This is a genomic window from Mycobacterium sp. ITM-2016-00316 (genome assembly GCF_002968335.2).
Lineage (GTDB): Bacteria > Actinomycetota > Actinomycetes > Mycobacteriales > Mycobacteriaceae > Mycobacterium.
Genome location: NZ_CP134398.1, coordinates 3,539,577 through 3,564,038, shown reverse-complemented (window position 1 = coordinate 3,564,038; position 24,462 = coordinate 3,539,577). Strand labels below are relative to the sequence as shown.

Annotated in this window: 22 protein-coding genes; 12 read left to right on the top strand and 10 right to left on the bottom strand. The window is 67.2% G+C overall.

Translation table 11 applies throughout. The features are described 5' to 3' along the window. The first annotated feature begins 7 nt into the window (after window positions 1–7). Entirely contained in the window at window positions 8–1,426 is a 1,419-nt protein-coding gene (gene pyk / locus C6A86_RS17205) for a pyruvate kinase (RefSeq protein ID WP_105363708.1), read from the top strand. A 15-nt stretch (window positions 1,427–1,441) separates the two neighbouring features. Beyond that, a complete protein-coding gene (locus C6A86_RS17200) occupies window positions 1,442–2,305 on the top strand; it encodes an acyl-CoA thioesterase II (RefSeq protein ID WP_105363709.1) in 864 nt (287 codons plus the stop codon). On the opposite strand, the gene C6A86_RS17195 is transcribed toward C6A86_RS17200, so the two are convergent. The 6 genes from C6A86_RS17195 to C6A86_RS17170 all read right to left on the bottom strand — a co-directional run bounded on the left by C6A86_RS17195 (window position 2,302) and on the right by C6A86_RS17170 (window position 9,153). Further along, window positions 2,302–2,754 (bottom strand): DUF4190 domain-containing protein, encoded by a 453-nt coding sequence (locus tag C6A86_RS17195; RefSeq protein WP_142406995.1) that lies wholly within the window; start codon window positions 2,752–2,754, stop codon window positions 2,302–2,304. The genes C6A86_RS17200 and C6A86_RS17195 overlap by 4 nt on opposite strands. Before the next feature lie 11 nt (window positions 2,755–2,765). Next, a complete protein-coding gene (locus C6A86_RS17190; protein ID WP_105363711.1) occupies window positions 2,766–4,280 on the bottom strand; it encodes an ATP-binding cassette domain-containing protein in 1,515 nt (504 codons plus the stop codon). Next, window positions 4,267–5,868 carry a thiol reductant ABC exporter subunit CydD gene (gene cydD / locus C6A86_RS17185; protein WP_105363712.1) on the bottom strand — a complete coding sequence of 534 codons (1,602 nt, stop codon included), beginning with the start codon at window positions 5,866–5,868 and terminating at the stop codon, window positions 4,267–4,269. Before cydD ends, C6A86_RS17190 begins: the two co-directional genes overlap by 14 nt. A gap of 56 nt (window positions 5,869–5,924) precedes the next feature. Further along, entirely contained in the window at window positions 5,925–6,974 is a 1,050-nt protein-coding gene (cydB, locus tag C6A86_RS17180) for a cytochrome d ubiquinol oxidase subunit II (RefSeq protein WP_105363713.1), read from the bottom strand. A 10-nt stretch (window positions 6,975–6,984) separates the two neighbouring features. After that, on the bottom strand, window positions 6,985–8,433 hold the full coding sequence (locus C6A86_RS17175) for a cytochrome ubiquinol oxidase subunit I (protein ID WP_311100803.1): 1,449 nt from the start codon (window positions 8,431–8,433) through the stop codon (window positions 6,985–6,987). Between the two features lie 99 nt (window positions 8,434–8,532). Further along, the gene (locus C6A86_RS17170; RefSeq protein WP_105361613.1) at window positions 8,533–9,153 is read right to left on the bottom strand and encodes an HdeD family acid-resistance protein; all 621 of its coding nucleotides are present in this window, start codon (window positions 9,151–9,153) and stop codon (window positions 8,533–8,535) included. A 310-nt stretch (window positions 9,154–9,463) separates the two neighbouring features. Between C6A86_RS17170 and C6A86_RS17165 the strand changes: the two genes are divergently transcribed. From C6A86_RS17165 to C6A86_RS17135, 7 genes are all read left to right on the top strand, one after another. After that, a complete protein-coding gene (locus C6A86_RS17165; protein ID WP_105361614.1) occupies window positions 9,464–10,378 on the top strand; it encodes an ABC transporter substrate-binding protein in 915 nt (304 codons plus the stop codon). Between the two features lie 15 nt (window positions 10,379–10,393). Beyond that, window positions 10,394–11,335, top strand: coding sequence for an amino acid ABC transporter permease (locus C6A86_RS17160; protein WP_105361615.1), 942 nt, complete (start codon window positions 10,394–10,396; stop codon window positions 11,333–11,335). A 26-nt stretch (window positions 11,336–11,361) separates the two neighbouring features. Beyond that, a complete protein-coding gene (locus C6A86_RS17155; protein ID WP_105361616.1) occupies window positions 11,362–12,114 on the top strand; it encodes an amino acid ABC transporter ATP-binding protein in 753 nt (250 codons plus the stop codon). Window positions 12,115–12,117: 3 nt separating this feature from the next. Continuing rightward, complete coding sequence (gene macS, locus C6A86_RS17150; protein WP_233212845.1) at window positions 12,118–13,251, top strand: MacS family sensor histidine kinase; 1,134 nt, start codon at window positions 12,118–12,120, stop codon at window positions 13,249–13,251. Further along, window positions 13,248–13,922, top strand: a complete 675-nt coding sequence (locus tag C6A86_RS17145; protein ID WP_105361617.1) for a response regulator transcription factor — start codon at window positions 13,248–13,250, stop codon at window positions 13,920–13,922. Before macS ends, C6A86_RS17145 begins: the two co-directional genes overlap by 4 nt. A gap of 74 nt (window positions 13,923–13,996) precedes the next feature. Then, window positions 13,997–15,946 (top strand): DUF2339 domain-containing protein, encoded by a 1,950-nt coding sequence (locus tag C6A86_RS17140; protein WP_311100802.1) that lies wholly within the window; start codon window positions 13,997–13,999, stop codon window positions 15,944–15,946. Window positions 15,947–15,985: 39 nt separating this feature from the next. Then, on the top strand, window positions 15,986–16,489 hold the full coding sequence (locus C6A86_RS17135) for a Dps family protein (protein WP_105365145.1): 504 nt from the start codon (window positions 15,986–15,988) through the stop codon (window positions 16,487–16,489). Here C6A86_RS17135 and C6A86_RS17130 read toward each other — a convergent pair. Continuing rightward, complete coding sequence (locus C6A86_RS17130) at window positions 16,464–17,735, bottom strand: adenylate/guanylate cyclase domain-containing protein (protein ID WP_199196337.1); 1,272 nt, start codon at window positions 17,733–17,735, stop codon at window positions 16,464–16,466. The genes C6A86_RS17135 and C6A86_RS17130 overlap by 26 nt on opposite strands. Before the next feature lie 585 nt (window positions 17,736–18,320). On the opposite strand from C6A86_RS17130, the gene C6A86_RS17125 reads away from it, so the two are divergent. Further along, window positions 18,321–20,207 carry a cellulase family glycosylhydrolase gene (locus C6A86_RS17125; protein ID WP_311100801.1) on the top strand — a complete coding sequence of 629 codons (1,887 nt, stop codon included), beginning with the start codon at window positions 18,321–18,323 and terminating at the stop codon, window positions 20,205–20,207. Window positions 20,208–20,286: 79 nt separating this feature from the next. Here the strand turns inward: C6A86_RS17125 and C6A86_RS17120 are convergent, their stop codons facing one another. The 3 genes from C6A86_RS17120 to C6A86_RS17110 all read right to left on the bottom strand — a co-directional run bounded on the left by C6A86_RS17120 (window position 20,287) and on the right by C6A86_RS17110 (window position 22,562). Further along, window positions 20,287–21,429, bottom strand: a complete 1,143-nt coding sequence (locus C6A86_RS17120; protein ID WP_105365147.1) for a HAMP domain-containing sensor histidine kinase — start codon at window positions 21,427–21,429, stop codon at window positions 20,287–20,289. Continuing rightward, window positions 21,426–22,082, bottom strand: coding sequence for a response regulator transcription factor (locus tag C6A86_RS17115; protein ID WP_105365148.1), 657 nt, complete (start codon window positions 22,080–22,082; stop codon window positions 21,426–21,428). The genes C6A86_RS17120 and C6A86_RS17115 overlap by 4 nt, the downstream gene beginning before the upstream one ends. A gap of 99 nt (window positions 22,083–22,181) precedes the next feature. Further along, a complete protein-coding gene (locus C6A86_RS17110; protein ID WP_158263307.1) occupies window positions 22,182–22,562 on the bottom strand; it encodes a hemophore-related protein in 381 nt (126 codons plus the stop codon). A gap of 187 nt (window positions 22,563–22,749) precedes the next feature. On the opposite strand from C6A86_RS17110, the gene C6A86_RS17105 reads away from it, so the two are divergent. Beyond that, entirely contained in the window at window positions 22,750–23,457 is a 708-nt protein-coding gene (locus C6A86_RS17105; protein WP_105365150.1) for a polysaccharide deacetylase family protein, read from the top strand. Window positions 23,458–23,781: 324 nt separating this feature from the next. Then, window positions 23,782–24,399: a hypothetical protein gene (locus C6A86_RS17100; protein ID WP_105365151.1), complete on the top strand. Its 618-nt coding sequence runs from the start codon at window positions 23,782–23,784 to the stop codon at window positions 24,397–24,399. The last annotated feature ends 63 nt before the right edge of the window (window positions 24,400–24,462 follow it).

Here is a 24,462-nt window from a genome sequence, read left to right as displayed (position 1 = left end):
ATGCGACGTGAATAGACGCGGAAAGATCGTCTGTACCCTCGGCCCGGCAACCTCCACCGATGAGTCGGTACGTGCCCTGGTCGAGGCGGGCATGGACGTCGCACGACTGAACTTCAGCCACGGCGACTACGCCGACCACGAGGAGTCCTACCGGCGGGTCCGGGCGGCCTCCGATTCCACTGGTCGGGCCGTCGGCATCCTCGCTGACCTGCAGGGACCCAAGATCCGGCTGGGGCGCTTCGCCGACGGCCCCACGGTGTGGAAGAACGGTGAGACCATCCGTATCACCGTCGAGGACTGCGTGGGCACCCACGACCGGGTGAGCACCACCTACAAGCGACTGGCCAAGGACGCCACGCCCGGCGACCGTGTCCTGGTCGACGACGGCAACGTCGGTCTCGTCGTCGAACACATCGACGGTGACGACGTTGTGTGCACCGTCACCGAGGGCGGCAAGGTCAGTAACAACAAGGGCATGTCGCTGCCCGGGATGAACGTCTCGGCGCCCGCGCTGTCGGAGAAGGACATCGAGGACCTGGAATTCGCGCTGCGGCTCGGCGTCGACCTGGTGGCGCTCTCGTTCGTGCGCTCGCCCGCCGATGTCGAGCTGGTCCACGAGGTCATGGACCGGGTGGGGCGCCGGGTCCCGGTGATCGCCAAGATGGAAAAGCCCGAGGCGATCGAGAACCTCGAGGCGATCGTGCTGGCCTTCGACGCCATCATGGTGGCCCGCGGTGACCTGGGCGTCGAGCTGCCGCTCGAAGAGGTGCCGCTGGTGCAGAAGCGCGCCATCCAGATGGCGCGGGAGAACGCCAAGCCGGTGATCGTCGCCACCCAGATGCTGGAGTCGATGATCGAGAACTCGCGTCCCACCCGTGCGGAGGCCTCCGATGTGGCCAACGCGGTGCTCGACGGCGCCGACGCGGTGATGCTGTCCGGTGAGACGTCGGTGGGCAAGTTCGCGCTCGAAGCGGTGCGGACCATGGGCCGCATCCTGTCGGCGGTCGAGGGGAACTCCACCGAGGCGCCGCCACTGACCCACGTGCCGCGCACCAAGCGCGGCGTCATCTCCTATGCCGCCCGCGATATCGGCGAGCGGTTGGAGGCCAAGGCGCTGGTCGCGTTCACCCAGTCCGGTGACACCGTGCGCCGGTTGGCCCGGCTGCACACGCCGCTGCCGCTGCTGGCGTTCACCGCGCTACCCGAGGTGCGCAGTCAGCTGGCGTTGACCTGGGGCACCGAGACGTTCATCGTGCCGCACATCGACACCACCGACGGCATGATCCGGCAGGTCGATCAGTCGTTGCTGGACCTGGGCCGCTACAAGCGCGGTGACCTGGTGGTCATCGTCGCTGGCGCGCCGCCTGGCACAGTAGGCTCGACCAACCTGATCCACGTCCACCGGATCGGCGAGGACGACCACTAGAGACCGGAGCCAGACTTGTCGGCGGAGCATCTGCAGGAACTGCTGACGGTTCTCGATCTCACCCGGGTCGGCGAGGATGCGTTCACCGGCACGCATCCGAGCCGCAACCCGGTACGCACCTTCGGTGGGCAGATGATGGCGCAGGCCTTCGTGGCCGCGAGTCGCACGGTGCCCGACAACCTGCCGCCGAGCACGTTGTCGATGCATTTCATCGCCGGTGGCGACACCGAGAAAGACCTCGAGTTCGAGGTCGTTCGCCTGCGCGACGAACGGCGGTTCACCAATCGCAGGGTGGACGTCACCCAGGACGGCGCGCTGCTGGGCACCGCGCTGGTCTCGCATCTTGCCGGTGGCCGTGGGCTGGAGCACAACATCGCCGCACCCCAGGTACCCGCCCCGGACTCGCTGCCCACCATCGATGAACTCCTGGTGGGCTACGAGGAGACGGTGCCGCATTTCGTCAGTGCGCTGCGGCCCATTCAGTGGCGCTACACCAATGACCCGGCCTGGGTGATGCGGGACAAGGGCGGTCAACTCGACCACAACCGGGTGTGGCTGACCGCCGACGGCCCGATGCCCGATGACCCGGTGCTGCACGCCGGCGCCCTGGTCTACTCCTCGGACACCACGGTGCTCGATTCGATCATCACCACGCACGGCCTGTCCTGGGGTTACGACCGGATTTTCGCGGTGACCATGAACCACACGGTGTGGTTTCACCGACCGATCCGCTTCGACGAGTGGGTGCTGTACTCGACGTCGTCGCCGGTGGCTGCCGCCTCGCGCGGACTGGGCGGCGGACACTTCTTCAATGAGCGCGGCGAGGCGCTGGCGACGGTGATGCAGGAAGGGATCGTCAAGTATTTCCCGGCGCGTTAGCCGCCGGAGAGACCGTATTCCCGCTCGACCCGCTCGCGGAAGGTGTTCTCGCACTGTCCCTGTGCGGTGCGGTCGGCGCCGGCCTGCTCCATGCACCTGACGTAGTCGCCCATGCCGGCCTCGGTGAAGAAGCCGATCCAGACCGGGACGAAGGCCACCCCGACGATGACGGCCAGTGCGCCCAAACCGATCCCGGCGTTCGCGATGGGGCCGTTGTCGGCCGCACCGCGCGTCGCCCGGCCACGCCCGGCGAATCCCAGCACCACCGCGATCGCGCCGCCGACGACACCGCCGACGATGCTCCACGAGAACAGCAGCGCCAGCACGGCCAGCCCCAGTGCCCAGGTGCCCAGCTGGTTGCGGGGTCCCATCGGCGGATGGCCGGGGTACGGCGGATATTGCGCGGGATAGGGCGCGTGCGGCGCGGGGTACGGCCCTGGGGAGCTCATGACGGTCCAGACTACCGGGCTGGGCCTCTCTCCGAGCCGAGCCGGATCGCCGGGCAATCCAGTTCGGCGGGCAGATGATGGGTGGCGACGACGACGGTCCGGTCGGCGGCCAGCAAGCCTCCCGGGGCGAGCAACTCGGTGATGAGGCGATCGCTGTCGGCGGCGTCGAGATGCTCGGTCGGCTCGTCGAGCAGCAGGATCGGGAAGTCCGAGATGAGCGCTCTGGCCAGCAGCAGGCGCCGGCGCTGCCCGGCCGAGACGGCGGCGGCTCCGCCCGTCAGCATGGTCGACAGCCCGTCGGGCAACCCGGCCAGCCACCCGCCCAGCCCGACATCGTGCAGCGCCGTGGTCAGCTGCTCGTCGGTGGCGTCGCCGCGTCCCACCAGCAGGTTGTCCCGCACCGTGGTGTCGAACAGGTGTGCATCCTCGGCGAAGAACGCTGCGGTCAACGGGCTCTCGGGGTAGCCGGCGGCGATGGACATCAGAAGGGTGGTCTTCCCGCATCCGCTCGGGCCGAGCACGGCAAGCCGGTCACCGGGGGACAGGTTCACCTGGCCGATTTCGGGCCGGTGCCGGGTGGGCGACACCGGCGCGGTCAGGTCGGTGAGCCTGCGGGCGGCGATCCGGGAGCGCACCAGTTGGGCGGCGGCTGCGGGCAGCGCCGCGGTTGCCTCGAACGCCGACAACGGCACCAGCATCAAGATGGCCAGCGACATCGGGCTGGTGTGCCCGGCAATCATGATCCCGACGATGACGGCACCGAGCACCGAAATCCCGACCGCAGCCGTGGACACCGCGCTCGCGGACGCGGCGGGCGCCGCCGCGCGGTCCTGAGCGCGCCCCAGATCGTGGTGTTCCCGGGCAGATTCGGCGATCACCTCATCGAGGCGACCCGACACCCGTAGTTCGGCCGCATGCTCCAGCGCCTGCACGGTCGCCGTGTCGCGGGCGCTGTGGTGTCGGGCGGCCAGCGCTTCGGTGGCGGCAGCGGCCCGCGCCGACAGCCACGGTGCGGCCACGCCGGCCAGCAGCAGACTCACCGCCAGGATCGCCGCCGCCGGCGGTGAGATGACCGCGATGATGATGACCGCCGCGCCGGAGAGCACGGTGGCCACGGCCATCGGCAGGATGGCGCGCACCAGGACATCGGCGAGGTCGTCGACCGAGGCGCCGACCCGGGCCACCAGATCGCCGCTGTGCCAACGCAGCGCGGTCTCGGGAGGCACCTCGATCAGCCTGCGGTACAGGCCGACCCGGGTGGTACCCGCGGCGCGTAATGCGGTGTCGTGGATGGCAAGTCGCTCGCAGTAACTGAACACCCCGCGGGAGATGCCGAGTGCCCGGACCGCCACGACGGCCACCGTCAGGTCGAGCACCGGCGGCATCTGCCAGGCTCGGGTGATCAGCCAGGCCGCGACGGTGGCCAGCGCCAGCGCGCTGCCGAGCGCGAGGGTGCCGAACAGCACCGCGAGCAACAGGCGCGCGGCGCGGGGCTGCAGGAGCAGCCACACCTCACGGAGAGACATGTGCACCGTCCAGTCGCACGACATCGTCGCCGATGGCGAGGACCGGTCCGCGGTGGCCGACCACCACGACGGTCGCACCGGCCGCGGCCCGGGCGGAGATCGCCGACAGCACACGTGCTTCCGCGTCACCGTCGAGGTGCGCGGTCGGCTCGTCGAGGAGCAGCACCGGCGCGTCGGACCCCAGCGCCCGCGCCAGCCCGAGACGCTGGCGTTGCCCCAGGGACAGTCCGGTGCCGCCGCGCCCGATGACCTCGTCGAGGCCGTCGGGCAGGGTGGCCAGCACCTCGTCGAACGCCGCCGCCCGGCAGGCAGCGTCGATATCGGCCAACGGGCCGAACATCTCCAGATTGCTGCGTACGGTGCCCGGCAGCAACGCCGGGCGCTGCGGGAGCCACGAGACGCGGCGCCACCAGTGCGCCAGATCGACATCGGCGATGTCGACACCGTCGATCAGCACCCGGCCCGAGGTGGGTTCGGTCAACCCCAGGATGGCGGCCACCGCGGTGCTCTTCCCGGCGCCGTTGGGTCCGGTGAGCACGGTGACGCGGCCGGGCGCCATGGTGGCGCTCAGGTCCTCGGGTGCCAGGCCGTCCCGCCCGGCGACCGACAGCCCCTGCAGACCGATCCCGATATGCGCGGCGGCCGGCACCCGGATCCCGGTGCGGTGCCGGGGTTGGGCGTCGAGCAGTTTCAGGGCGGCGCCGGCGGCCGCCTTGCCGTCCTGAGCGGCGTGGAACTGCACGCCGACCCTACGCAACGGCCAGAAGACCTCCGGGGCCAGCAGCAGCGCCGTCAGCGCCGCGACGAGCGTCATCTCGCCGAACACCAGCCGCAGGCCCACATTGACCGCGACCAGGGCGACACCGAGGGTGGCGATCAGCTCGAGCACCGCCGCCGACAGGAAGGCGATGCGCAGTGTTTCCATCGCCGACCGACGGTGTGCGGCACTCAGTTCCGAGATACGGTGCGCGGGCCCGGATGCCCGGCCTAGCGCCCGCAGGGTCGGTATCCCGGCGACGAGGTCCAGCAACCGGGACTGCAGGGTGGTCATGGCGGTCAGCGCAGCGGCAGACCGGTCGGCCGTCAGACGCCCGATGAGCACCATGAACAACGGGATGAGCGGCAGGGCGACGGCCACCACAGCGGCAGCCTGCAGATCGGTGACGGCGAGCACCACGACGGTTGCGGGGGTGAGAATCCCGGCCGAGATGACCGCGGGCAGGTAGCCGGTGAAGTACGGCCGTAGCCCGTCCAGGCCACGGGTGACCACGACGGTGGCCTCGTCGCGCACCTCCTGCAATCGCTGCGGCGGCAGCGCGGTCACCGCACGCAGTACGTTCGTGGACAGCTCTCCGATTGCCGCGGTGGCCGCTCGCTGGCTCAGGCCGGCCTGAAGGCGTTGTGCGACAACCCGCGCCGCCCACACACCGGCCAGCAGCGTCAGCTCGGTGGTCCAGTGCCCGAGCGCGCGGGTGCCGGGGTCGGTGATGACCCCCGCGACCACCCGGGCCAGCACGCACGCGCCCGCGATGGTGGCCGCGCTGATCACCGCGCCGTACAGCACCGCCGCGGCGAGGTAGCGGCGCATTCCGGGGGAGTTCTGCCACTGCTGGGGCGAGCGCAGCGACGGGGAGACACCGGATCTCACGGTATCCGCGGGGACAGCCCCGCGGGATCCGGTATCCGTTCGGCCGAGATGCGTTGCCGGAACACCCAGTACGTCCAGCCCTGGTAGACGAGAACCAGCGGGGTGACCAGCACCGCGGCCCAGGTCATGATCTTCAGGGTGTAGTCCGAGGAGGACGCGTTGTCGATGGTGAGGCTCCAGGCCGGGTCGAGCGACGACGGGATGAGATTCGGGTACAGGCAGCCGAAGATCAGCACCACCACGGCGATCACCACCGCGGCGGTGGAACTGAACGCCAGGCCGTCACCGCCGTCGGTGAACACCAGCATGACCACGCTCAGCTGACACACCACCGCGAACCCGAGCACCAGCCAGGTCCAATGGGTGCCGTAGGCCAATTGCGTCCACAGCCCGAAGACGAGCAGCGCCGCGGTCACCGGCAGCGCCAGCCGTCGCGAGTAACGGCGGGCGTCGGTACGCACTGCACCTTCGGTCTTCAGTGTCACGAACACCGCCCCGTGCAGCAGGAACAGTCCACACGTCGACAGCCCGCCCAGGATTGTGTACGGGTTGAGCACATCGCCGAACCGCAGCGAGATCTGTTGCTCGGCATCCACCGGCAGGCCGCGCAGCAGCGCCGCGAAGGTCACGCCCCAGAGCACCGCGGGCACCCAGGATCCGACCGCGATGGCGATATCGGCCCGGCGGCGCCACGTCGGATCGTCGACCTTGCCGCGCCATTCGATGGCGCAGATGCGCACGATCATCGCCACCAGAATGGCCAGCAACGGGAAGTACAACCCGGAGAACAGGGTGGCGTACATCGCCGGGAACGCGGCGAACATGGCGCCGCCGGCGGTGATCAGCCACACCTCGTTGCCGTCCCAGACCGGGCCGATGGTGTTGAGCACCGCGCGCCGCTGCTTCTCGGGGTCCCGGGATGTCGCGGCGGCGCTGCGGCCGAAAATGGCCATGAGCATCCCGACCCCGAAGTCGAACCCCTCCAACACCAGGAAGCCGACGAACAGCACTGCCAGCGTGACAAACCAGAAGATCTGAAGATCCATGATGCGCCTCCTAGTACGCGAACGAGAGCGGTGCGACCTCGTCCTCGCCGGGCGGGCTCGGTGGGATGGGTTCGGTGTCGTGCTCGAGCGGTCCTTCGACGACATAGCGCCGGATCAACCAGAACCAGATCACCGCCAGCACCGCATAGATCGCGGTGAAGATGATCAGAGAGGTCAGCACCATGCCCGCGGAATGGTTCGACACACCTTGGGACACGGTGAGGCGCAGCACCGGATCGCCGGTCGGGTTGGGGGCGACCACCCATGGCTGGCGGCCCATCTCGGTGAACACCCAGCCGGCGCTGTTGGCCAGGAACGGTGTCGGCAGCGTCGCCAGCGCGAACACGGCGAACCAGCGCTGCCGGGGTATCCGGCCGCCGCGGGTGAGCCATAGGGCGGTCATGGCGAAAAGCATTGGCACCGCGAGGAAGCCGATCATCGCCCGGAACGACCAGTAGGTGACGAACAGGTTGGGGCGGTAGTCGCCGGGGCCGAACTTCTGCTCGTATTCGGCCTGCAGATCCTGCACGCCCTGTAGCTCGACGCCGCTGAACTTGCCCTCGGCCAGGAAGGGGAGCACGTAAGGCACCTCGATCAGGTGCGTGACGCTGTCGCAGTTGTTGTGCGTGCCGACGGTGAGGATGGAGAAGTCGGGGTCGGTCTCGGTGTGGCACAACGATTCGGCCGAGGCCATCTTCATCGGCTGCTGCTGGAACATCAGCTTGCCCTGGACGTCACCGGTGTAGGACAGCGCGGCTGCGGAGACGAACGCGACCAGGCAGCCGAGGATGGCGGCCGGGCGGTGCATGGTCCTGGCGTCGGGATTGTCGGGGTCGCGCACCATCCACCACGCACAGATGCCCGCGACGAATGTCCCGGCCACCAGGAACGAGCCGGCCACCGCGTGTGGGAAGGCCGCCAGCGCAGTGTTGTTGGTGAACAATTCGACGATGCTTGTCAGTTCGGCGCGCCCGGTCTCCGGGTTGTACCGCGCACCGACCGGGTGCTGCATGAAGGAGTTCGCGGCAATGATGAAGAACGCCGAGGCGTTGACGGCGAGCGCGACGATCCAGATACAGGCCAGGTGTACCAGCCGGTGCAGCCGGGTCCAGCCGAAGATCCACAGGCCCAGGAAGGTCGATTCGAAGAAGAACGCGACCAGGCCCTCCATGGCCAGCGGTGCGCCGAAGACGTCACCGACGAATCGCGAGTACTCGCTCCAGTTCATCCCGAACTGGAATTCCTGGACGATCCCGGTGGCCACGCCGAGCGCGAAGTTGATCAGGAAGAGCTTGCCGAAGAACCTGGTCAGTCGGTACCAGGCGGTGTTGTCGGTGATCACCCACAACGTCTGGAACACCGCGATCAGCGGCGCCAGGCCGATCGTGAGCGGCACGAAGATGAAGTGGTAGACGGTGGTGATTCCGAACTGCCACCGTGCGACGTCGAGCGCTTCCATGTGCACCAACTTCTCGGCTGCGGGTCGAGCTCCATTGCTCGGCTACGACAGAGTGTAGTAGTTCCCTTGTCCGCTTGCCGGAATCGTGGCGCGGATTACTCAGCTGGTCGGCGCGGCCACCGCGGGCGCCGGTGGCTCGGTGGGCGGTGCCTCCGGCGCTGCGGGCGCGAGCTTCCTGGAGGCGGACCGGATGCCGAACGCCGTGACAACCTCCATGACGCCGATGATGATCAACGAGAGACCGGCGACCAAGGTCAGCGTGCCCAGCGATTCGAACGGCGCCGCCAGCACGATGATGCCTGCGATCAGACTGATCACGCCGACGAAGATGTTCCAGGCCCGACCCGGCAGTGTCGGGTCGCTGATCGCCGACATGGCCGTCGCCACACCGCGGAAGACGAATCCGACACCGACCCAGATGGCCAGCAGCAATACCGCGTCGGTGATCCGAATGAGTGCCAGCGCCCCGAGAACGACGGATGCGGCACCGCTGATGAACAGCAGCACCCGGCCGCCGGTCGACACCTTGAGGCTGAACGCCAGCACGATCTGGGAGATGCCGGTCACCAGCAGGTAGGCCCCGAAGAAGATGGCGGCCACCAGGATGGTCTTGCCCGGCCACGCGACCACGGCGACGCCGAGGGCAACGGCCAGCAGACCCGAGACCAGGGTCGCCTTCCACAGTTGCGGCAACAGGGTTGGGGCAGCAGCGGTTTGCATGGGGTGAGTGTCGCACAGGATGGGGTCCGCCGGTCCGTAATCCGGACCGCCGGGCAGGCCCGCGGGGGTGCGAAACCGCCCGCGACAGTAGCCATGTCCAAGCGGGAGGTACTGATTCCGCAGGCCCGTCGGGTGCGCCGCGGTCACTGCAATTTGATGAGGACTGTCGCGTTCTCCTGCTTGGAGGTTACGGCTCCACTACTGTTCCGTTACCGGCGCTGCGCGCTGGGCCATCGGTCGTTAACGTCCTTGGCTGGAGATGTCGACAGACGAGACTGCGACAACTCATAAAAGAAAGTAGAGGGATACCGTGTTTTCTGGAATCCAGGACCGGACCAAATTCTGGCGCATCGCGGCCGTGTTCGCCGCGACCGGCGCCTTGACGCTGTCCGGCTGTTCGAGTTCGGAGCCGAGCGGTGGTGAAGAGTCGCCGACCGCGGCCGCGCCGGCCGACAAGGTGGAGGAGATCGCGAACACCGTCCCGGAAGCGATCAAGGCCTCGGGCAAACTGATCGTCGGGGTGAACATCCCTTACGCGCCCAACGAGTTCAAGGACGAAACCGGCAAGATCGTCGGATTCGACGTCGACCTGATGAACGCCGTCGCCGGAACGCTCGGGCTGACCCCGGAGTACCGCGAGTCCGATTTCTCCAAGATCATCCCGTCCATCCAGGGCGGGACCTTCAACGTCGGCATGTCGTCGTTCACCGACAGCAAAGAGCGTGAGGAGCAGGTCGACTTCGTCACCTACTTCTCCGCAGGCACCCTGTGGGCGCAGCCGGCGGGCGGTGACATCGACCCGGAGAACGCATGCGGGAAGAAGGTCGCGGTGCAGGCGACCACCGTGCAGGAGACCGATGAGCTTCCCGCCCGAAACGTGAAGTGCACCGAAGCGGGCCAGCCGCCCATCGAGATCATTCCGTTCGACAGCCAGGACGCGGCCACCAACGCCGTCGTGTTGGGGCAGGCGGACGCCATGTCGGCCGATTCCCCGGTGACGCTGTACGCGATCAAGCAGACCAACGGCAAGCTGGAGCAGGCCGGCGAGACCTTCGATTCCGCGCCGTACGGCTGGCCGGTGGAGAAGGAATCCCCGCTGGCGCAGTCCCTCCTGCAGGCACTCGAGCATCTGATCGAGTCCGGCAAGTACAAGGAGATCGCCGCGAACTGGGGTCTGGAAGAGGGCATGATCGACAAGCCGGTGATCAACGGCGCGGTCTCCTAGGGGAATTCGACACCTATGAGTGATGCCGGTTCGCCGCCACCGTCCGATCCGGTGGAATCCACCCCACCGCAAGCCATCGACGCAGTCCCGCTGCGCCATCCCTGGAGGTGGGTGGCGGCAACCGTCATCATCATCGTGGTCGGCCTCTTTCTCTACGGAGCGGCCACCAACCCGGCATACGGCTGGTCCACGTTCGCCGAGTATCTGTTCAACGAGCGGATTCTGCTCGGCGTGTTCAACACCCTGCAGCTGACCATCTACGCGATGGTCATCGGTGTCGTGCTCGGCGTGATCCTCACGGTGATGCGGCTGTCGGCGAATCCGGTGCTCAGTTCGGTCGCATGGGTGTTCCTGTGGATATTCCGCGGCACGCCGGTCTATGTGCAGCTGGTGTTCTGGGGGCTGATGCCGACGATCTATCAGAAGATCCAGTTGGGCGTGCCCTTCGGCCCGTCGTTCTTCGAGATCGACCTGCAGAGTCTGTCGTTCCCGTTCGCGCTGGCGGTCATCGGCCTGGCCCTCAACGAAGCGGCCTACATGGCCGAGATCGTCCGGGCCGGCATCCTGTCGGTGCCCGAGGGTCAGCTGGAAGCATCCACGGCGTTGGGTATGTCCTGGGGGCTGGCGATGCGCCGTACCGTGCTGCCGCAGGCGATGCGGGTCATCATCCCGCCCACCGGCAATGAGCTGATCAGCCTGCTCAAGACGACGTCACTGGTGACTGCGGTGCCCTACGCATTGGACGTCTACGGCATCGCCACCCGCGAGATCGCCGCACGCATCTTCGAACCGGTGCCACTGCTCTTGGTCGCCGCCACCTGGTATCTGGTCATCACCAGCGTGCTGATGGTCGGCCAGTTCTACCTGGAGCGGCACTTCTCCCGGGGCGTGTCGCGCAAGCTGACCACCAAGCAACTCGAGGCGCTGGCGAAGGCGCAGATGGATACCCTGCCGTGACGACACCGGAGAAGGCCGCTCATCCCATGGTGAAGGCCGAACTGGTCTGCAAGGACTTCGGGGCCCTCAAGGTGCTCAAGGGCATCACACTGGAGGTGCAGAAGGGTCAGGTACTGGTACTCGTCGGGCCCTCGGGCTCTGGCAAGTCGACGTTCCTGCGCTGTATCAATCACCTCGAAACCGTCAGCGCCGGCCGGCTCTACGTCGACGGCGCGCTCGTCGGCTACAACGAGCGCGGCGGCAAGCTCTACGAGATGAAGCCCCGTGAGGTCGCCAAGCAGCGTCGCGACGTGGGCATGGTGTTCCAGCACTTCAACCTGTTCCCGCACCGGACCGCGCTGGGCAATGTGGTCGAGGCGCCGACCCAGGTGAAACGCGTCAACAAGAAACAGATGATCGAGCGGGGGATGGATCTGCTCGAACAGGTCGGGCTGGCGGACAAGGCCACCGCCTACCCGGCCCAGCTGTCCGGCGGGCAGCAGCAGCGGGTCGCGATCGCGCGGGCGCTGGCCATGAGCCCCAAGCTGATGCTGTTCGACGAGCCGACCTCCGCGCTGGATCCCGAACTGGTGGGCGAGGTGCTGGCGGTGATGCAGAAGCTCGCCTCCGAGGGCATGACGATGGTGGTGGTGACACACGAGATGGGCTTCGCGCGCGAGGTCGCCGACGAACTTGTGTTCATGGACGGCGGAGTGGTCGTCGAACGCGGGGACCCCGTCGACATCATGGGTAACCCCCAACACGAGCGGACGAAAGCCTTTCTGTCCAAGGTCATGTAGGCCGTGCCCGTACACCAGCCGGTCGACCCGGCCGCCCCGCTGTGGCGGGCCGCGCAGGTCTTCCGGCTGCTCAGTTGGGGCTACGCGGTGTACTTCCAGGCGTCGAAAAACGCCGAATTGGATCGTCCGGTGCTCGGCTGGGTGCTCTTCGGCGTGCTGACCGTGTGGACCCTCGCCTGCGGTGTGGCATACCTGCAGGGATTCGGCCGCCGCCGGGGATGGGTGCTCGCCGAGGCGGCGATGGTGGTCGCGCTGATGGCCAGCACCCTGCTCGTCGCGTCGGAACAGTGGGTGCTGGCCAACCAGTCCTGGCCGACGACGCTGTGGGCGACCAACGCGGTGGTGTCGGCGGCAATCATGGCCGGCCCGGTCGCGGGGATGGGCATGGGGCTGGCGGTGATGGCCACCGCCGCCGCGCTCAAGGGTGCCATCGCGGTGGACCTGGTGCGCAGCCCGACGATCCTCATCGAGCTCAGCGTCGGACTGGCCATCGGGATGGCCGCGAACACCGCGCGGCGTGCCCACGCGGAGGTGGAAAGAGCGGCCCGGCTCAGTGCGGCGCTGGCCGAGCGCGAACGGCTGTCGCGGCATGTACACGACGGGGTGATGCAGGTGCTCGCGATGGTCGCCCGGCGCGGCCGCGAGATAGGCGGTGAGACAGCGCAATTGGCAGAGGCGGCCGGTGAGCAGGAACGCGCGTTGCGCCGTCTGCTCAGCGCGGTGGACGTCGAACCGGACATGGCGGCGGCCGCCGACGGAGATCTCGGGTTGCTGTTGCGCCGCCATGCCACCGATCGGGTGTCGGTGAGTGTTCCCGCGGCCGCGGTCTACCTTGACCCGGTGGTGGCCGCCGAAGTCGAGGCCGCGACGATCAATGCGCTGACCAATGTCGAGCGCCATGCCGGTCCCGAGGCCCGGGCCTACGTGCTGCTGGAGGATCTCGGTGACGAGGTGGTGGTCAGCATCCGTGACGACGGGCCGGGCATACCCGCGGGCAGACTCGAGGCCGCGATCGGTGAGGGACGGGTGGGCGTGAGCAAATCGATTCAGGGACGGCTCGCCGCGCTGGGTGGGCGCGCGGAACTCACCGCCCCGGCCGGTGGGGGCACCGAGTGGGAATTCACGGTGCCGCGATGAGCGACCCGGCGACCACGGTGATGGTGGTCGATGACCATCCCATCTGGCGGGACGCAGTGGCCCGCGATCTCGCAGAGGCCGGTTTCGAGGTGGTGGCGACCGCCGATGGCGTCGGGTCGGCGCGCCGACGGGCCCAGGTCGTGCAACCGGGCGTGGTGGTGATGGACATGCAGTTGGCCGACGGCACCGGCGCGCAGGCGACCGTCGAGGTGCTGGCGGTCTCCCCGTCCTCGCGGATCCTGGTGCTCTCCGCGTCGGATGAGCGCGCCGACGTGCTGGAGGCCGTGAAGGCCGGCGCCACCGGGTACCTGGTCAAGAGCGCATCGAAAACCGAACTGGGCGAGGCAGTTCGGGCCACCGCGGCCGGTCGGGCCGTATTCACCCCGGGGCTGGCCGGGCTGGTGCTGGGGGAGTACCGGCGCATCGCCCAGCAGCCCGGCACGGTCCGGGCCGGAACTCCGGTGCCGAGTCTGACCGAACGGGAGACCGAGATCCTGCGCCATGTCGCGAAGGGCCTGACCGCCAAACAGATCGCCGAGCGGCTGTCGTTGAGCCACCGCACGGTGGAGAACCACGTGCAGGCCACCTTCCGCAAGCTCCAGGTCGCCAACCGGGTCGAGGCGACCCGCTACGCCATCGAACACGGACTCGACCGAGACGCCGATACCTAGAGCACAGACCCCCGCGTGCCAGACAAGTAGTCCTACTCATCCGTTCGGCGCCCTCATGGGCGACGATGTCAGGCATGACCGAACCACAGCAGGTGCTCGCGCGGCTGTCCGCCGACTTCGCGTCGATGTCGCAGCAGTTGACCCGCGCCTCGGCTGAACTGACGCAGCTGGCGGCCACACTGGGCGACGGCGCCGCCGCGGTGACCGCCGAGCCAGCGGCGCAGCCGCTGCCGTGGACCTATGCGCAGTATCAGCAGTACTACGCCCAGTACCCCCAGGCCCAGTACCCCCAGGCCCAGTACCCCCAGGCCCAGTACCCCCAAGCCCAGTACCCCCAGGCCCAGTACCCACAAGTCCAATACCCCCAGTACGCCCAGTATCAGCAGCATGCGCCGGCTCCCCAGCCGGCCGCCGCCGGGATTCCGGGGCCTTCGGCGGTGCCGCAGGCGACCTCGGCTCCCTCCGATTCCGAGGCGCCGCAGCAGCCTTCGCAGAACTGGATCGGCAAGGCACTGGCCGCCGTCGGGGTGGCAGTCACTCTGATCGGCGTCGTGTTGCTGGTGGTGCTCGCCGCGCAGGCCGGTCTGCTGGCCCCGCCCGTCCGGGTGGCCGCCGGGGCCGTGTTGGCCGGGGGCCTGATCGCGGGTGCCATCTGGCTGTCCGCGCGGCCGGACGGCCGCGTCGGGGCAATCGCGTTGGCGGCCACTGGTATCGCTACCGCCTATATCGATGTCATCGCCGTCACCACCATCTATCTGTGGTTGCCTGCGGCGGCCGGACTGGTGATCTCGGCGGTGATCGCCGGCGGCGGGCTGACGCTGGCCCGCCGATGGGATTCCGAACACCTCGCCCTGCTCGTGCTGGTACCGCTGACGGTGCTGGCGCCGGTGGTCGTCGGCGACATCACGCTGCTGCTCATCGGTTTCATGCTCGCGCTCTCGGCGGCGACCCTGCCGGTGCAGCTGGGCCGGGACTGGAGCTGGATGTATGCCGCCCGCACGGCGGCGGGCAGCGGGTCGGTGCTGCTCGGTCTGATCGGTGCCGGCTTCGGATCGAGCCAGCACCCGTGGCTGGCCGGGGCCGCCGCCATCGCGGCGCTGCTGGCCATCGGTTCGGCACTGATCCTGCTGCCGCACAGCGCACACCGGACCGGTCTTGCGCTGCTCGCCGCGGCAGGCGCGTTGCCCGTGCTCGGGGTGTCCGCGGCGGTCGATCGGGTGCCCGCCGCCCTCATCATCGCGGCGTTGGCGGGCGCGCTGCTCGCGGTCGTGCTGCTGAGCGGAAGCTGGCCGGGCGTGACATCGGCTGTGCGGCAGGTGTGGTCGGCGCTATCGGCGGTGGCCGCACTGGTGGCGGTCGCCGTCGCCTTCGATGGTGAGGTGGCCGGGCCGGTGCTGCTGGCGCTCGCGGTCGTGGTCGCCGTCGCCGGACGGCACAGTGTTCCTGCGCAGTGCGCGGCCCTGGGCTTCGGCGCCATCGGCAGCCTCTACTTTCTGGCACTGGCCGCACCGCAGACACTGACCACCGCCACGGTCATGGCCACCACCGAGGCGGTCTCGGTGCTCGTCTCCAGCGTGCTGCTCACGTTGTACGCGTTGGCGCAGACCTGGTCCCTGAGCCGGCGCCGCGACGCAGATACCGGACGTGTGCTGATGGCGGTCGCGGCGGTGGTCATCGCCTATGCGGTGACCGTCTTCACGGTGACCGCCGGCGTGCTGATCGGTGGCACGGGCGGCGGGTTCCTGGCAGGGCACATGACCGCCACGATCTGCTGGATCGTGTTGGCGGCCGGTCTGTTCGGATATGCCGCGCGGCTGCATCGGGCGGATCGCTCGGTGCCGATCGGCGGGGGTATGGCTCTGGTGGCCGCCGCCGTGGCCAAATTGTTCCTCTTCGACCTCGGCACGCTGGACGGCATCTTCCGGGTGGCGGTGTTCATCGTCGTCGGGCTCGTGCTGCTGGGTATGGGCGCCGGGTATGCCCGGCTGCTCACCCAGCAGGATCAGCAGCGACAAGAACCCTGATTCTGGAATGATTCCAGAAAATTGGTGGTTGGACTGAGCATGACTACCTCACTCACAGCTGGCAAGCGTCGCACCGATACCGATGTCCAGGGCTTCCAGGCCTCGCCGGAGTTGCAAGCGAGTCTGCAGCAGGTCCTGGTCGACGTGATCGAACTGCACCTGCAGGGCAAGCAGGCCCATTGGAACGTCGTCGGGACCAACTTCCGCGATCTGCATCTGCAACTCGACGAACTGGTCGATTTCGCCCGGGCGGCCAGCGATACCGTCGCCGAGCGGATTCGTGCCCTGCGCGCGACGCCAGACGGCCGCACCGACACCGTGGCCGCCGAGACCACGCTGCCCCAGTTCCCGCCGTACGAGCACGGCACCGCCGAAGTGGTGGATCTGATCTCCACCCGGATCTACGCGACCGTCGACACCCTGCGCGGGGTACACGGCGCGGTGGATGCCGAGGATCCCACCACCGCCGACATCCTGCACCAACTGATCGACGGGCTGGAGAAGCTGGGCTGGCTGATCAGTTCGGAGAACCGCAAGGTGTGAACCCGGCGCTGAGCTCGGCCGGCTTACGGCCGACGAGATACCAGGTGTGTATGGGTCCCTTGCCCTTCACGTCGACGTCGCCGCGCTCCTCGAACAGATAACTGCCGTTGATGCGGTCATAGACGTCCTGGGGGACCTGAATGCGGCCCTCCACGTCCGTGCTCTCCATCCGAGAGGCCACATTGACCGCATCACCCCAGACGTCGTAGAAGAACTTGCGTGAGCCGACCACGCCGGCCACCACGGGTCCGGCCGCGATGCCGATCCGCAGCGGCACCTCGCGGCCCTGCTGATCACGCAGCCCGGCGACGGCATGGGCCATGTCGAGAGCCAGGCAGGCCAGGGACTCCAGGTGATCGGTGCGGGGATTGGGCACCCCGCTGACCACCATGTAGGAATCCCCACTGGTCTTGATCTTCTCCAGCCCGTGCCGGTCGACCAACCGGTCGAAGTCGGTGTAGAGCTGATTGAGGAACAACACCAGGTCAGCGGGGTCAGTGTCACTGGCGCGTTGGGTGTAGCCGGCGATATCGGCGAACAGGATCGAGGCGTCGTCATACCCGTCGGCGATGATCGAGTCGTCGCGATCCTTGAGCCGGGTGGCAATGCTCTCCGGAAGGATGTTGGCGAGCAGCGCCTCGGATTTGGCGAATTCCTGCTTCAGCGCACTTTCGGCATGGTCGATCCGGCGCATCGCCGACCCGACCACGATGATCATCATCAGGCTTGCTGCGGCCACCGTGACGCCGAAGCTGATCCGCATGGCGGACTCCGAATACACCCCGGTATTGCGGGGGATGAGCCATTCGAGCGCCACCGCCAGCACGGCCCCGGAGGCGGCCAGCACCGACGCAATGATCATGTGGTCGCTGCCGATCACGAGGATGATCAGGGCCGCGCCCACGAAGAAGTAGAACTGCAGACCGCTGTCGGTGCCGAGCTGGCTGCAGACATAGACGGTGAAGAGGTACGCGGCGATGACGAACGCCGTCGCGGCGACCAGCGGACCGAATCTGTAGAGCAGCGGAGTGGCCATGAAAACCGCTGCGCTGGCGAGATTTATCACCCCGATATGCGGTACTTCCGGTATCAGGATCAGCTCCGCGATGCCGTAGATGGCCACTATTCCGGCCGCAATCCGGGTGCTGATGATCAGTGTTGCGCGTCGCCTACTGGCCGCATCCGAGTAGTCCCGACGCCCTTCCGGAAGGTCGGGCAGGCACCCGCGGGGCCCCGTGACAGCCACCAACGGAGCGTACCTCCGGACCCCCGGGCCGAAGGGCTCGATTTTGTGGATCTGCGCGCGCGACGGGCAGCGCTTGTCCAAAAATTGACGGATGCGTCATGTCCACCGATCGGTGGACAGGGCGACATATTAGCTAACGATTGCGTCAATATTCGCTAACCAAACCCCCGGCGTGTCGTGATCTTGAACCGTCGGCGCGAAATCCGTGCTCCCGTCAGCAAACTGCTGTGACTCATGTCACAGGCCGGTCTCGGTTCGATCCCGATCTTGTTCCGGCAATTCTTTGCCAGTTCCGCATTGAACCGTCTCAATCCGAATTCAACAGTCCCTGACACGAGTTTGCTAGAAATGGCTAATGGCGCGTAACAAAATGGGTCTAAACAGTACTTTCGAGTAAGTTTCGCAATTTGCTGTCGCATGGGTTAATTTCAAGCAGAGTGCGAGGTCAATGTCCGAACCTGCGCCGTTAGAGGGGAAGTCGCCATGTGGGATCAGATGCGTAAACCCATCCGCCGCGTTGCCGTCCGAGGAATGATCGCTTTGGTTGCTGCCTCACTTTTTGCGGCTACCGCAACCCAACAGGTCTTGCCACTGACCAAGCAGCGGTCATACAACGTGATGCAGGTCGCGCAGATTGACGAGGCTCCATCCACGATCGGCATCGCCGATTCCGAGCTGTACCTCTCGGCATCCCTGGAGGAGATAAACGCCAGGTTGGACCTCATGCAGTCACTCGGGGTGACCAATGTCCGGATCATGGTGCCGTGGGCGGGTGTGCAGCCCCTGCACCCGGACACCCCGTTCGGTCTCGGCGCACCCCGGTGGGACCAGCTCGACAAGGTGGTCAACGCCGCCGCCGAGCGCGGAATGGGCATCCTCGGGGTGCTCAACTCGACCCCCATGTGGGCCACGAACAGCACCCCCATCAACGGTCAGCCGACCAACTTCGACCGGTTCGCCGCCTTCGCGAAGTCCGTCGCGCTGCGCTACGGCGACAAGATCTCGGCCTACGAGGTGTGGAACGAACCCAACTCCATCCAGTTCTGGAACACCCTCGACCCGGCCGCGTACACGGAAATGCTGAAGAAGACCTACACGGCGCTCAAGCAGGCCGCGGCGCAGATCGGCAGCGATATCACCGTCATCGGCGGCGTTGTCGGTGCGGGTAAGACCTGGCCCGGCCTGACGATGAATCCGGTGGACTTCGTCCGTCAGATGTACGAAGCCGGCGCCCACGGCTACTTCGACGCGCTGTCCTTCCATCCCTACAACTTCGAATGGAAGTTCTCCGTCGGCGAGGACCTGGCGTGGAAAGAGGGCATGCCGCTCTACCAGCTGAACAAGATCCGCGAAATGATGGACTCCTTCCTCGAGGAAGGCCAGGAGCAGGTCAAGATCTGGATCACCGAGTACGGCCTGCCGACCAACAAGGTGTCCGAGGCCACCCAGGCCGCGTTCGTCCGTGACCTCATCGAGTTCTGGCAGACCATGCAGGGTGCCGGCCCGATCTTCCTGTACACCATCAAGGACTGGCTGAATCCGCCCACCAACAACGATGAGGCCAACCTCGGCATCTTCCGGCCGGACGGCACCATGAAGCCGGTGGGCCAGGTCATCAAGGAGCTCATCGCCTTCCTGACCAAGCCGCCGACCGACCCCGGCACCGACCCGGGCACGAACCCGGGCCCGGGAGCGGGAGCGCCCCCGACCAACCCGGTGGCGGCCTTCTTCAAGGCGATCTCGCAGGCCTTCAGCGGAATGTTCAACGTGTTCCCGAACCTGTTCACCGCCTTCGGTTCCATCTTCTCCAACCTGCTCGGCGGCCTGTTCGGCAAGAAGCCGACGACGGCGAAGACCACGGCGCTGAGCGCCAGGACCGCGAGCGCCGGGGTCGAGGGGCTGCAGGAGCCTGTCGAGAGTGCCGAAGGCGTCGAGGAAGTCGTGACCGAACCCGGCGAGGCTGTCGAAACCGGCTCTGAGGCAGTGCAATCGGTGCAGCAGGTTCAGCAGGCCACCGGCGGGGAAGCGGTCACCGAGGAGCTGCCGGTCGCCGAGGCGCCGGTCGCCGAGGAGCTGCCCGTCGTCGAGGTGCCGGTCACCGAGGAGCTGCCGGTCACCGAGGAGGCCCCGGTCGGGGAGGTGACCGACTCCGAGGAGACGGTGACCGCACCGGCCGAGGAATCCACGGAATCCACCGAGACGGTGAACGACACGGTCACCGAAGGATCCGAGGCAACCGATAAGCCCCTGGCCGGCAACCACGACCTCGCGGTCGCGGAGAGCGCGGACACCGTGGGCCCCGAGGTCCGGAAGGTCGCGGTGCCCAACCTGAAGGCGCGCCAGACGCTGAGCACGCGGACACCGCGGGGACCGCGCGTCGCGGCGCGGGCCAACAGCGAAAGCGGCCAGGGCGGGTCCGCGCCCACCCGCCAGCGCGCCTCTGCCGGGTCACCCTCGGGCGGTGACCGCTAAGACTCGGGAGGGGGCGAGAGGATCTGCCGCTGTGGGAACTCGGACATTCCCACAGCGGCAGATCCGCGTCTGGAGTCGGTCACGAGGCGAGCGGTAGCGTGACCTGCACGATCAGCCCACCGTCGGGGCGCGACGAGGCTCGCACGTGCCCTCCATGGGCATTGGCGACCGAGCGCACGATGGACAGTCCCAGCCCGGTGCCGCCCGCGCTCGTCGCGGTGCGTGTCAGCCGGCGAAATGGTTCGAACAGCCCATCCACGTCGGTCGGGCCGACAACCGGGCCGGTGTTCTGCACGGAAAGCACGGCCAGTCCGCCGCGGAGGCTCACGCTGACATCCACCCATCCGTCCTCGACGTTGTAGCGGATCGCATTGTCGACGAGGTTGCCGACGAGTCGCTCGAGTAGCGCGGGATCACCTCGAACGACGCAGGGATCCAGGCTGATTCGCAGTTCGACGCCGGCGCTGTGAGCCGCTGGTTCGGCAGCCCGGAGCGCACGACGCGCGACCTCGGCGAGATCGACGAGCTCGGGTGTCTGCAGTTGCTGATCGCTGCCGGCCAGCACCAGCAGGCCGTCGATGAGACGCTCCTGACGCTGATTCACCGCGAGCAGCGTCTCGCCGAGTCTGCGGGTCGAGTCCGGAGTGTCAGGATCCTCCAGCGCGACCTCGATGAGGGTGCGGTTGATGGTCAGCGGCGTGCGCAGTTCGTGGGATGCGTTGGCCACGAAGCGGTGCTGGCTGTCGAACGCGCGGTCAAGGCGTTCGAGCATGGCGTCGAAGGTGTCGGCGAGTTCCTTGATTTCGTCGTCAGGTCCGTGCAGCGCGATCCGCTCGTGCAGGCTGCGCCCGGCGACGCGTCGTGCGGTGGCCGTGACCTCTTGCAGTGGGTGCAGTGCCCGGCCTGCCAGCAGCCACCCTGCGCCGCATGCGAGCACGCTGACCACCACGAGAGCGGTCAGTGACCAGCGCAGCATGCCGTGCATGAGCGCCTGCCGCTGCTGCTCGGCTTGATTGGTCACCGTGGTCAGCAGGTTGTCCAGACGCGGGAAACTGCGCCCGCCGCGCTGTTCGGCGAAGTCGCGGATGGTTGCCTGCAGAGCCGTGCCGGGACGATGGTCCAGAGACTGTTCCAGATAGAAGTAGATCAGCCCGATCAGCAGGGCGCCGGCCAGGAACAGCGCGCCCGCGTAGAGCACGGTGAGACGGGTCCGGATCTTCATCTCAGCCGGTACCCGACGCCGGGCTCGGTGTCGATCACCGAAGGGTCCCCGAGCTTACGACGCACCATCATGATCGTGTATCGCACCACACCGGTGAACGGGTCGGCGTGCTCATCCCATGCTTTCTCCAGCAGCTGCTCGGCCGACACCACTCCGCCGTCGGCCAGCAACAGTTCGGCGAGCACAGAAAACTCCTTGCGTGACAGTGCTATTGGCACACCATCACGGGTCACCGTGCGTTGATGGGGATCGAGTCGGATGCCGCCACGCTCCAAAACGGGTGGACTCGCGGCTCGTGATCGCCGGGCGAGCGCCTGCACGCGCGCAACCAGTTCGGCGAAGGCGAACGGTTTGTAGAGGTAGTCGTCCGCGCCCAGGCCGAGGCCGGCGACCCGGTCGGCCACCGTCCCCGCGGCCGTGAGCATCAGGATGCGAGCAGTTCCTCCGCCTTCTGTCAGCCTGGTGCAGACGGTGTCGCCGGACAGCACCGGCAGATCGCGGTCGAGTATCACGACGTCGTAGTCGTTGACGGTGGCGTATTCCAGCGCCATGGCTCCGTCGTAGACCACGTCGACTGCCATGGCGTGCCTGCGTAAACCGTCGGCGACGGCGTCGGCGAGGAGGTGTTCGTCCTCCACCACGAGTATTCGCACCCCACCATGGTGCCTGCGAGCACGTTTGGTCGCCGTGAGGTTGTTGCGTTCGGCGACGGCGCCCCGCCGGGGAGGCGGGGCACGCGTCGCCGCACCGGCCTAGTAGTTGTGGCAGGTTTCGGCGATCCGGTTCAGTTTCGCCACCGTTTCCTGGCCTTCCGGGGTGGACCTGCGCCTCTCGACGGCTGCGCGGACATCCGGATTGCGGTCGAGGAACCCCTGAACCCGCTCGCGGCGCTCGGGAACCGGAAGTGCCAGCAGTTCTTGCACTTTCGACTGCGCCTCGGGTCGGCTGTGCAAACGGTCCGCCAACTGCGGTGCCTCGGCCTGTAGGGCGGCATCGACTTGGGCGTAGCTGCAGGTGGTCTCGATCAGCTTGCCGGAGGGTTCGGCGGCCGCCGAGGAGGCGAGCGCCAAGGTGACTGCGGTTGCCGCGGTGAACCCGGCGAGCACGCGTACTGCGGGATGTGTGAGCGTCATATCTGTTGCTCTCTTTCGGGTCGGGATGGGCGTGCACTTCACGTCCTCGGACCATTGGAGCAACAGTGGTGTTTGGCGCATGTGAGGTCGAGCGCCCAGGCGCCGGGGCGACAGCTTGATCGGTGACGGTAATTTGAGGGCGTACGTGCCCGATGGCGATAGCCGTTGTCCCCGAGAGGAAGAACTGTTGCGTCGGTGGATCGTGCTGGGGTCCTTCAGCCTCGTGCTGCTGTTGGCGGCCTGTTTTGCGACATACGGCCTTTCCCGTTCGCGCACCTACCAATTGACCGGTGATCTCGTCAGTCGGGTGGCCACTGCCGAGAAGGTAGTTGCATTGACCTTCGATGACGGACCGGGCGACTCGACGCCTGAGATCCTGGACATGCTGGCCGCGGCCGGCGTCTCGGCGACGTTCTATCTCAATGGTGCCGACGTGGACCGTCACCCGGAGTACGGAGCGGCGATCGCACGAGCCGGGCACGAGATCGGCAACCACACCTATACCCACCGCCGCATGATGTTCGTGGCACCGGGCACCGTCGCGAGGGAAGTCGAAACAACCGACGCCGCGATCGCGCGAACTGGATACCGAGGTCCCATCACGTTCAGACCTCCGTATGGCAAGAAACTATGGACCCTGCCCCACTATCTGGCGGAACGTGAGCGCACCACCGTTATGTGGGACGTGGCGCCGGACTCGGCCGGCACTCCGGACACTGGCCGGATCGTCGACGAGACCACGGCGAACGTTCGCCCAGGATCGATCGTGCTGCTGCATGTCATGATGCCGAGCCGGTCCGCGTCCAGGGCCGCTGTGCCTCGGATCATCGAACGACTCCGGGCCGAGGGATACCGATTCGTGACGGTGAGCGACCTGCTGTCCTACCGGCCGTAGCGGCACGGCCCACTGTCTGGTGCCCGTGGTGCCCTCGGTGAGATTCGAACTCACACTGCACGGGTTTTGAAATGGTCTGAACAGGCGTTTTGTAGATTGAGCTGTTTTCGGTGATTTACGACATTGTTGGTCTGAACTGCGATTTTCGGTTGACGATTGACGACGGTTTACGGCGGGTTGTGAGACTCCTGCGGGCTGTGTGCGGGCTGGCGACATCAAAGTGATCGAAGCGCGGGAGAACTTGATCCGCCGCGCCAGCACCTGACTGTTATCCCCGCTGCCTTGGGCAAGCCGGTTGTCATACCCCGCTGCCAGAATCAGCCCATGTCGCTGATTGCCCATAGCCCATATGCGCGGGATGTCGCACTGTGGGTCGCGGGCGGCGATCAGGCGGCGTTCACCTCGGCGCTGTCCACACACGAGAGGGCCGCCTGGACGTGTGGCCACACGGGCGACGTTGATGAATCCATGTGGACCTTCGACGACCGGGAGTGGTGGATTGCCCGTTGCCTCGCACGCCAGGGACACAACGTCATCGCATTACCGCCGCGGCCAGTCGCCGGGCTGCGCTCACCCGACGCCGCTGTGAGCGGCCTGTTGGTGGAGTTCAAGACCTACAGGGGCATGGATCCGCGGCAACTGCTCCGCAAGGTGGGCGAAGCGCGGCCGCAGGCTGACCGCGCCGTGATCGGCGTTGAGGCGCAGTGGGATCCGGCAATGGTGCGCAGTATTTTCCGCGCGGCCATCCACTCAGCCATCCGGTGCAGGATGCGGGCAGTGATGTTCATCGGCGACGAGTTCCAGTTCGAGTGGGGCGACTGGAACCCGTGCTTCACGCCCCCGGAGGAGAGCGTCATGGGGGCACTCGCTGCGGCGCCGTGCCACCGGCCCGTCCGACGCCTACAGCCGTGTCCCACACCGCCGCTCAGCTTGAGAACCTGATCGTGCGCTGCACGCTTTTACCGATGTCGACCAATTTCGTGCTCGATGCCGTCGACATGTCGG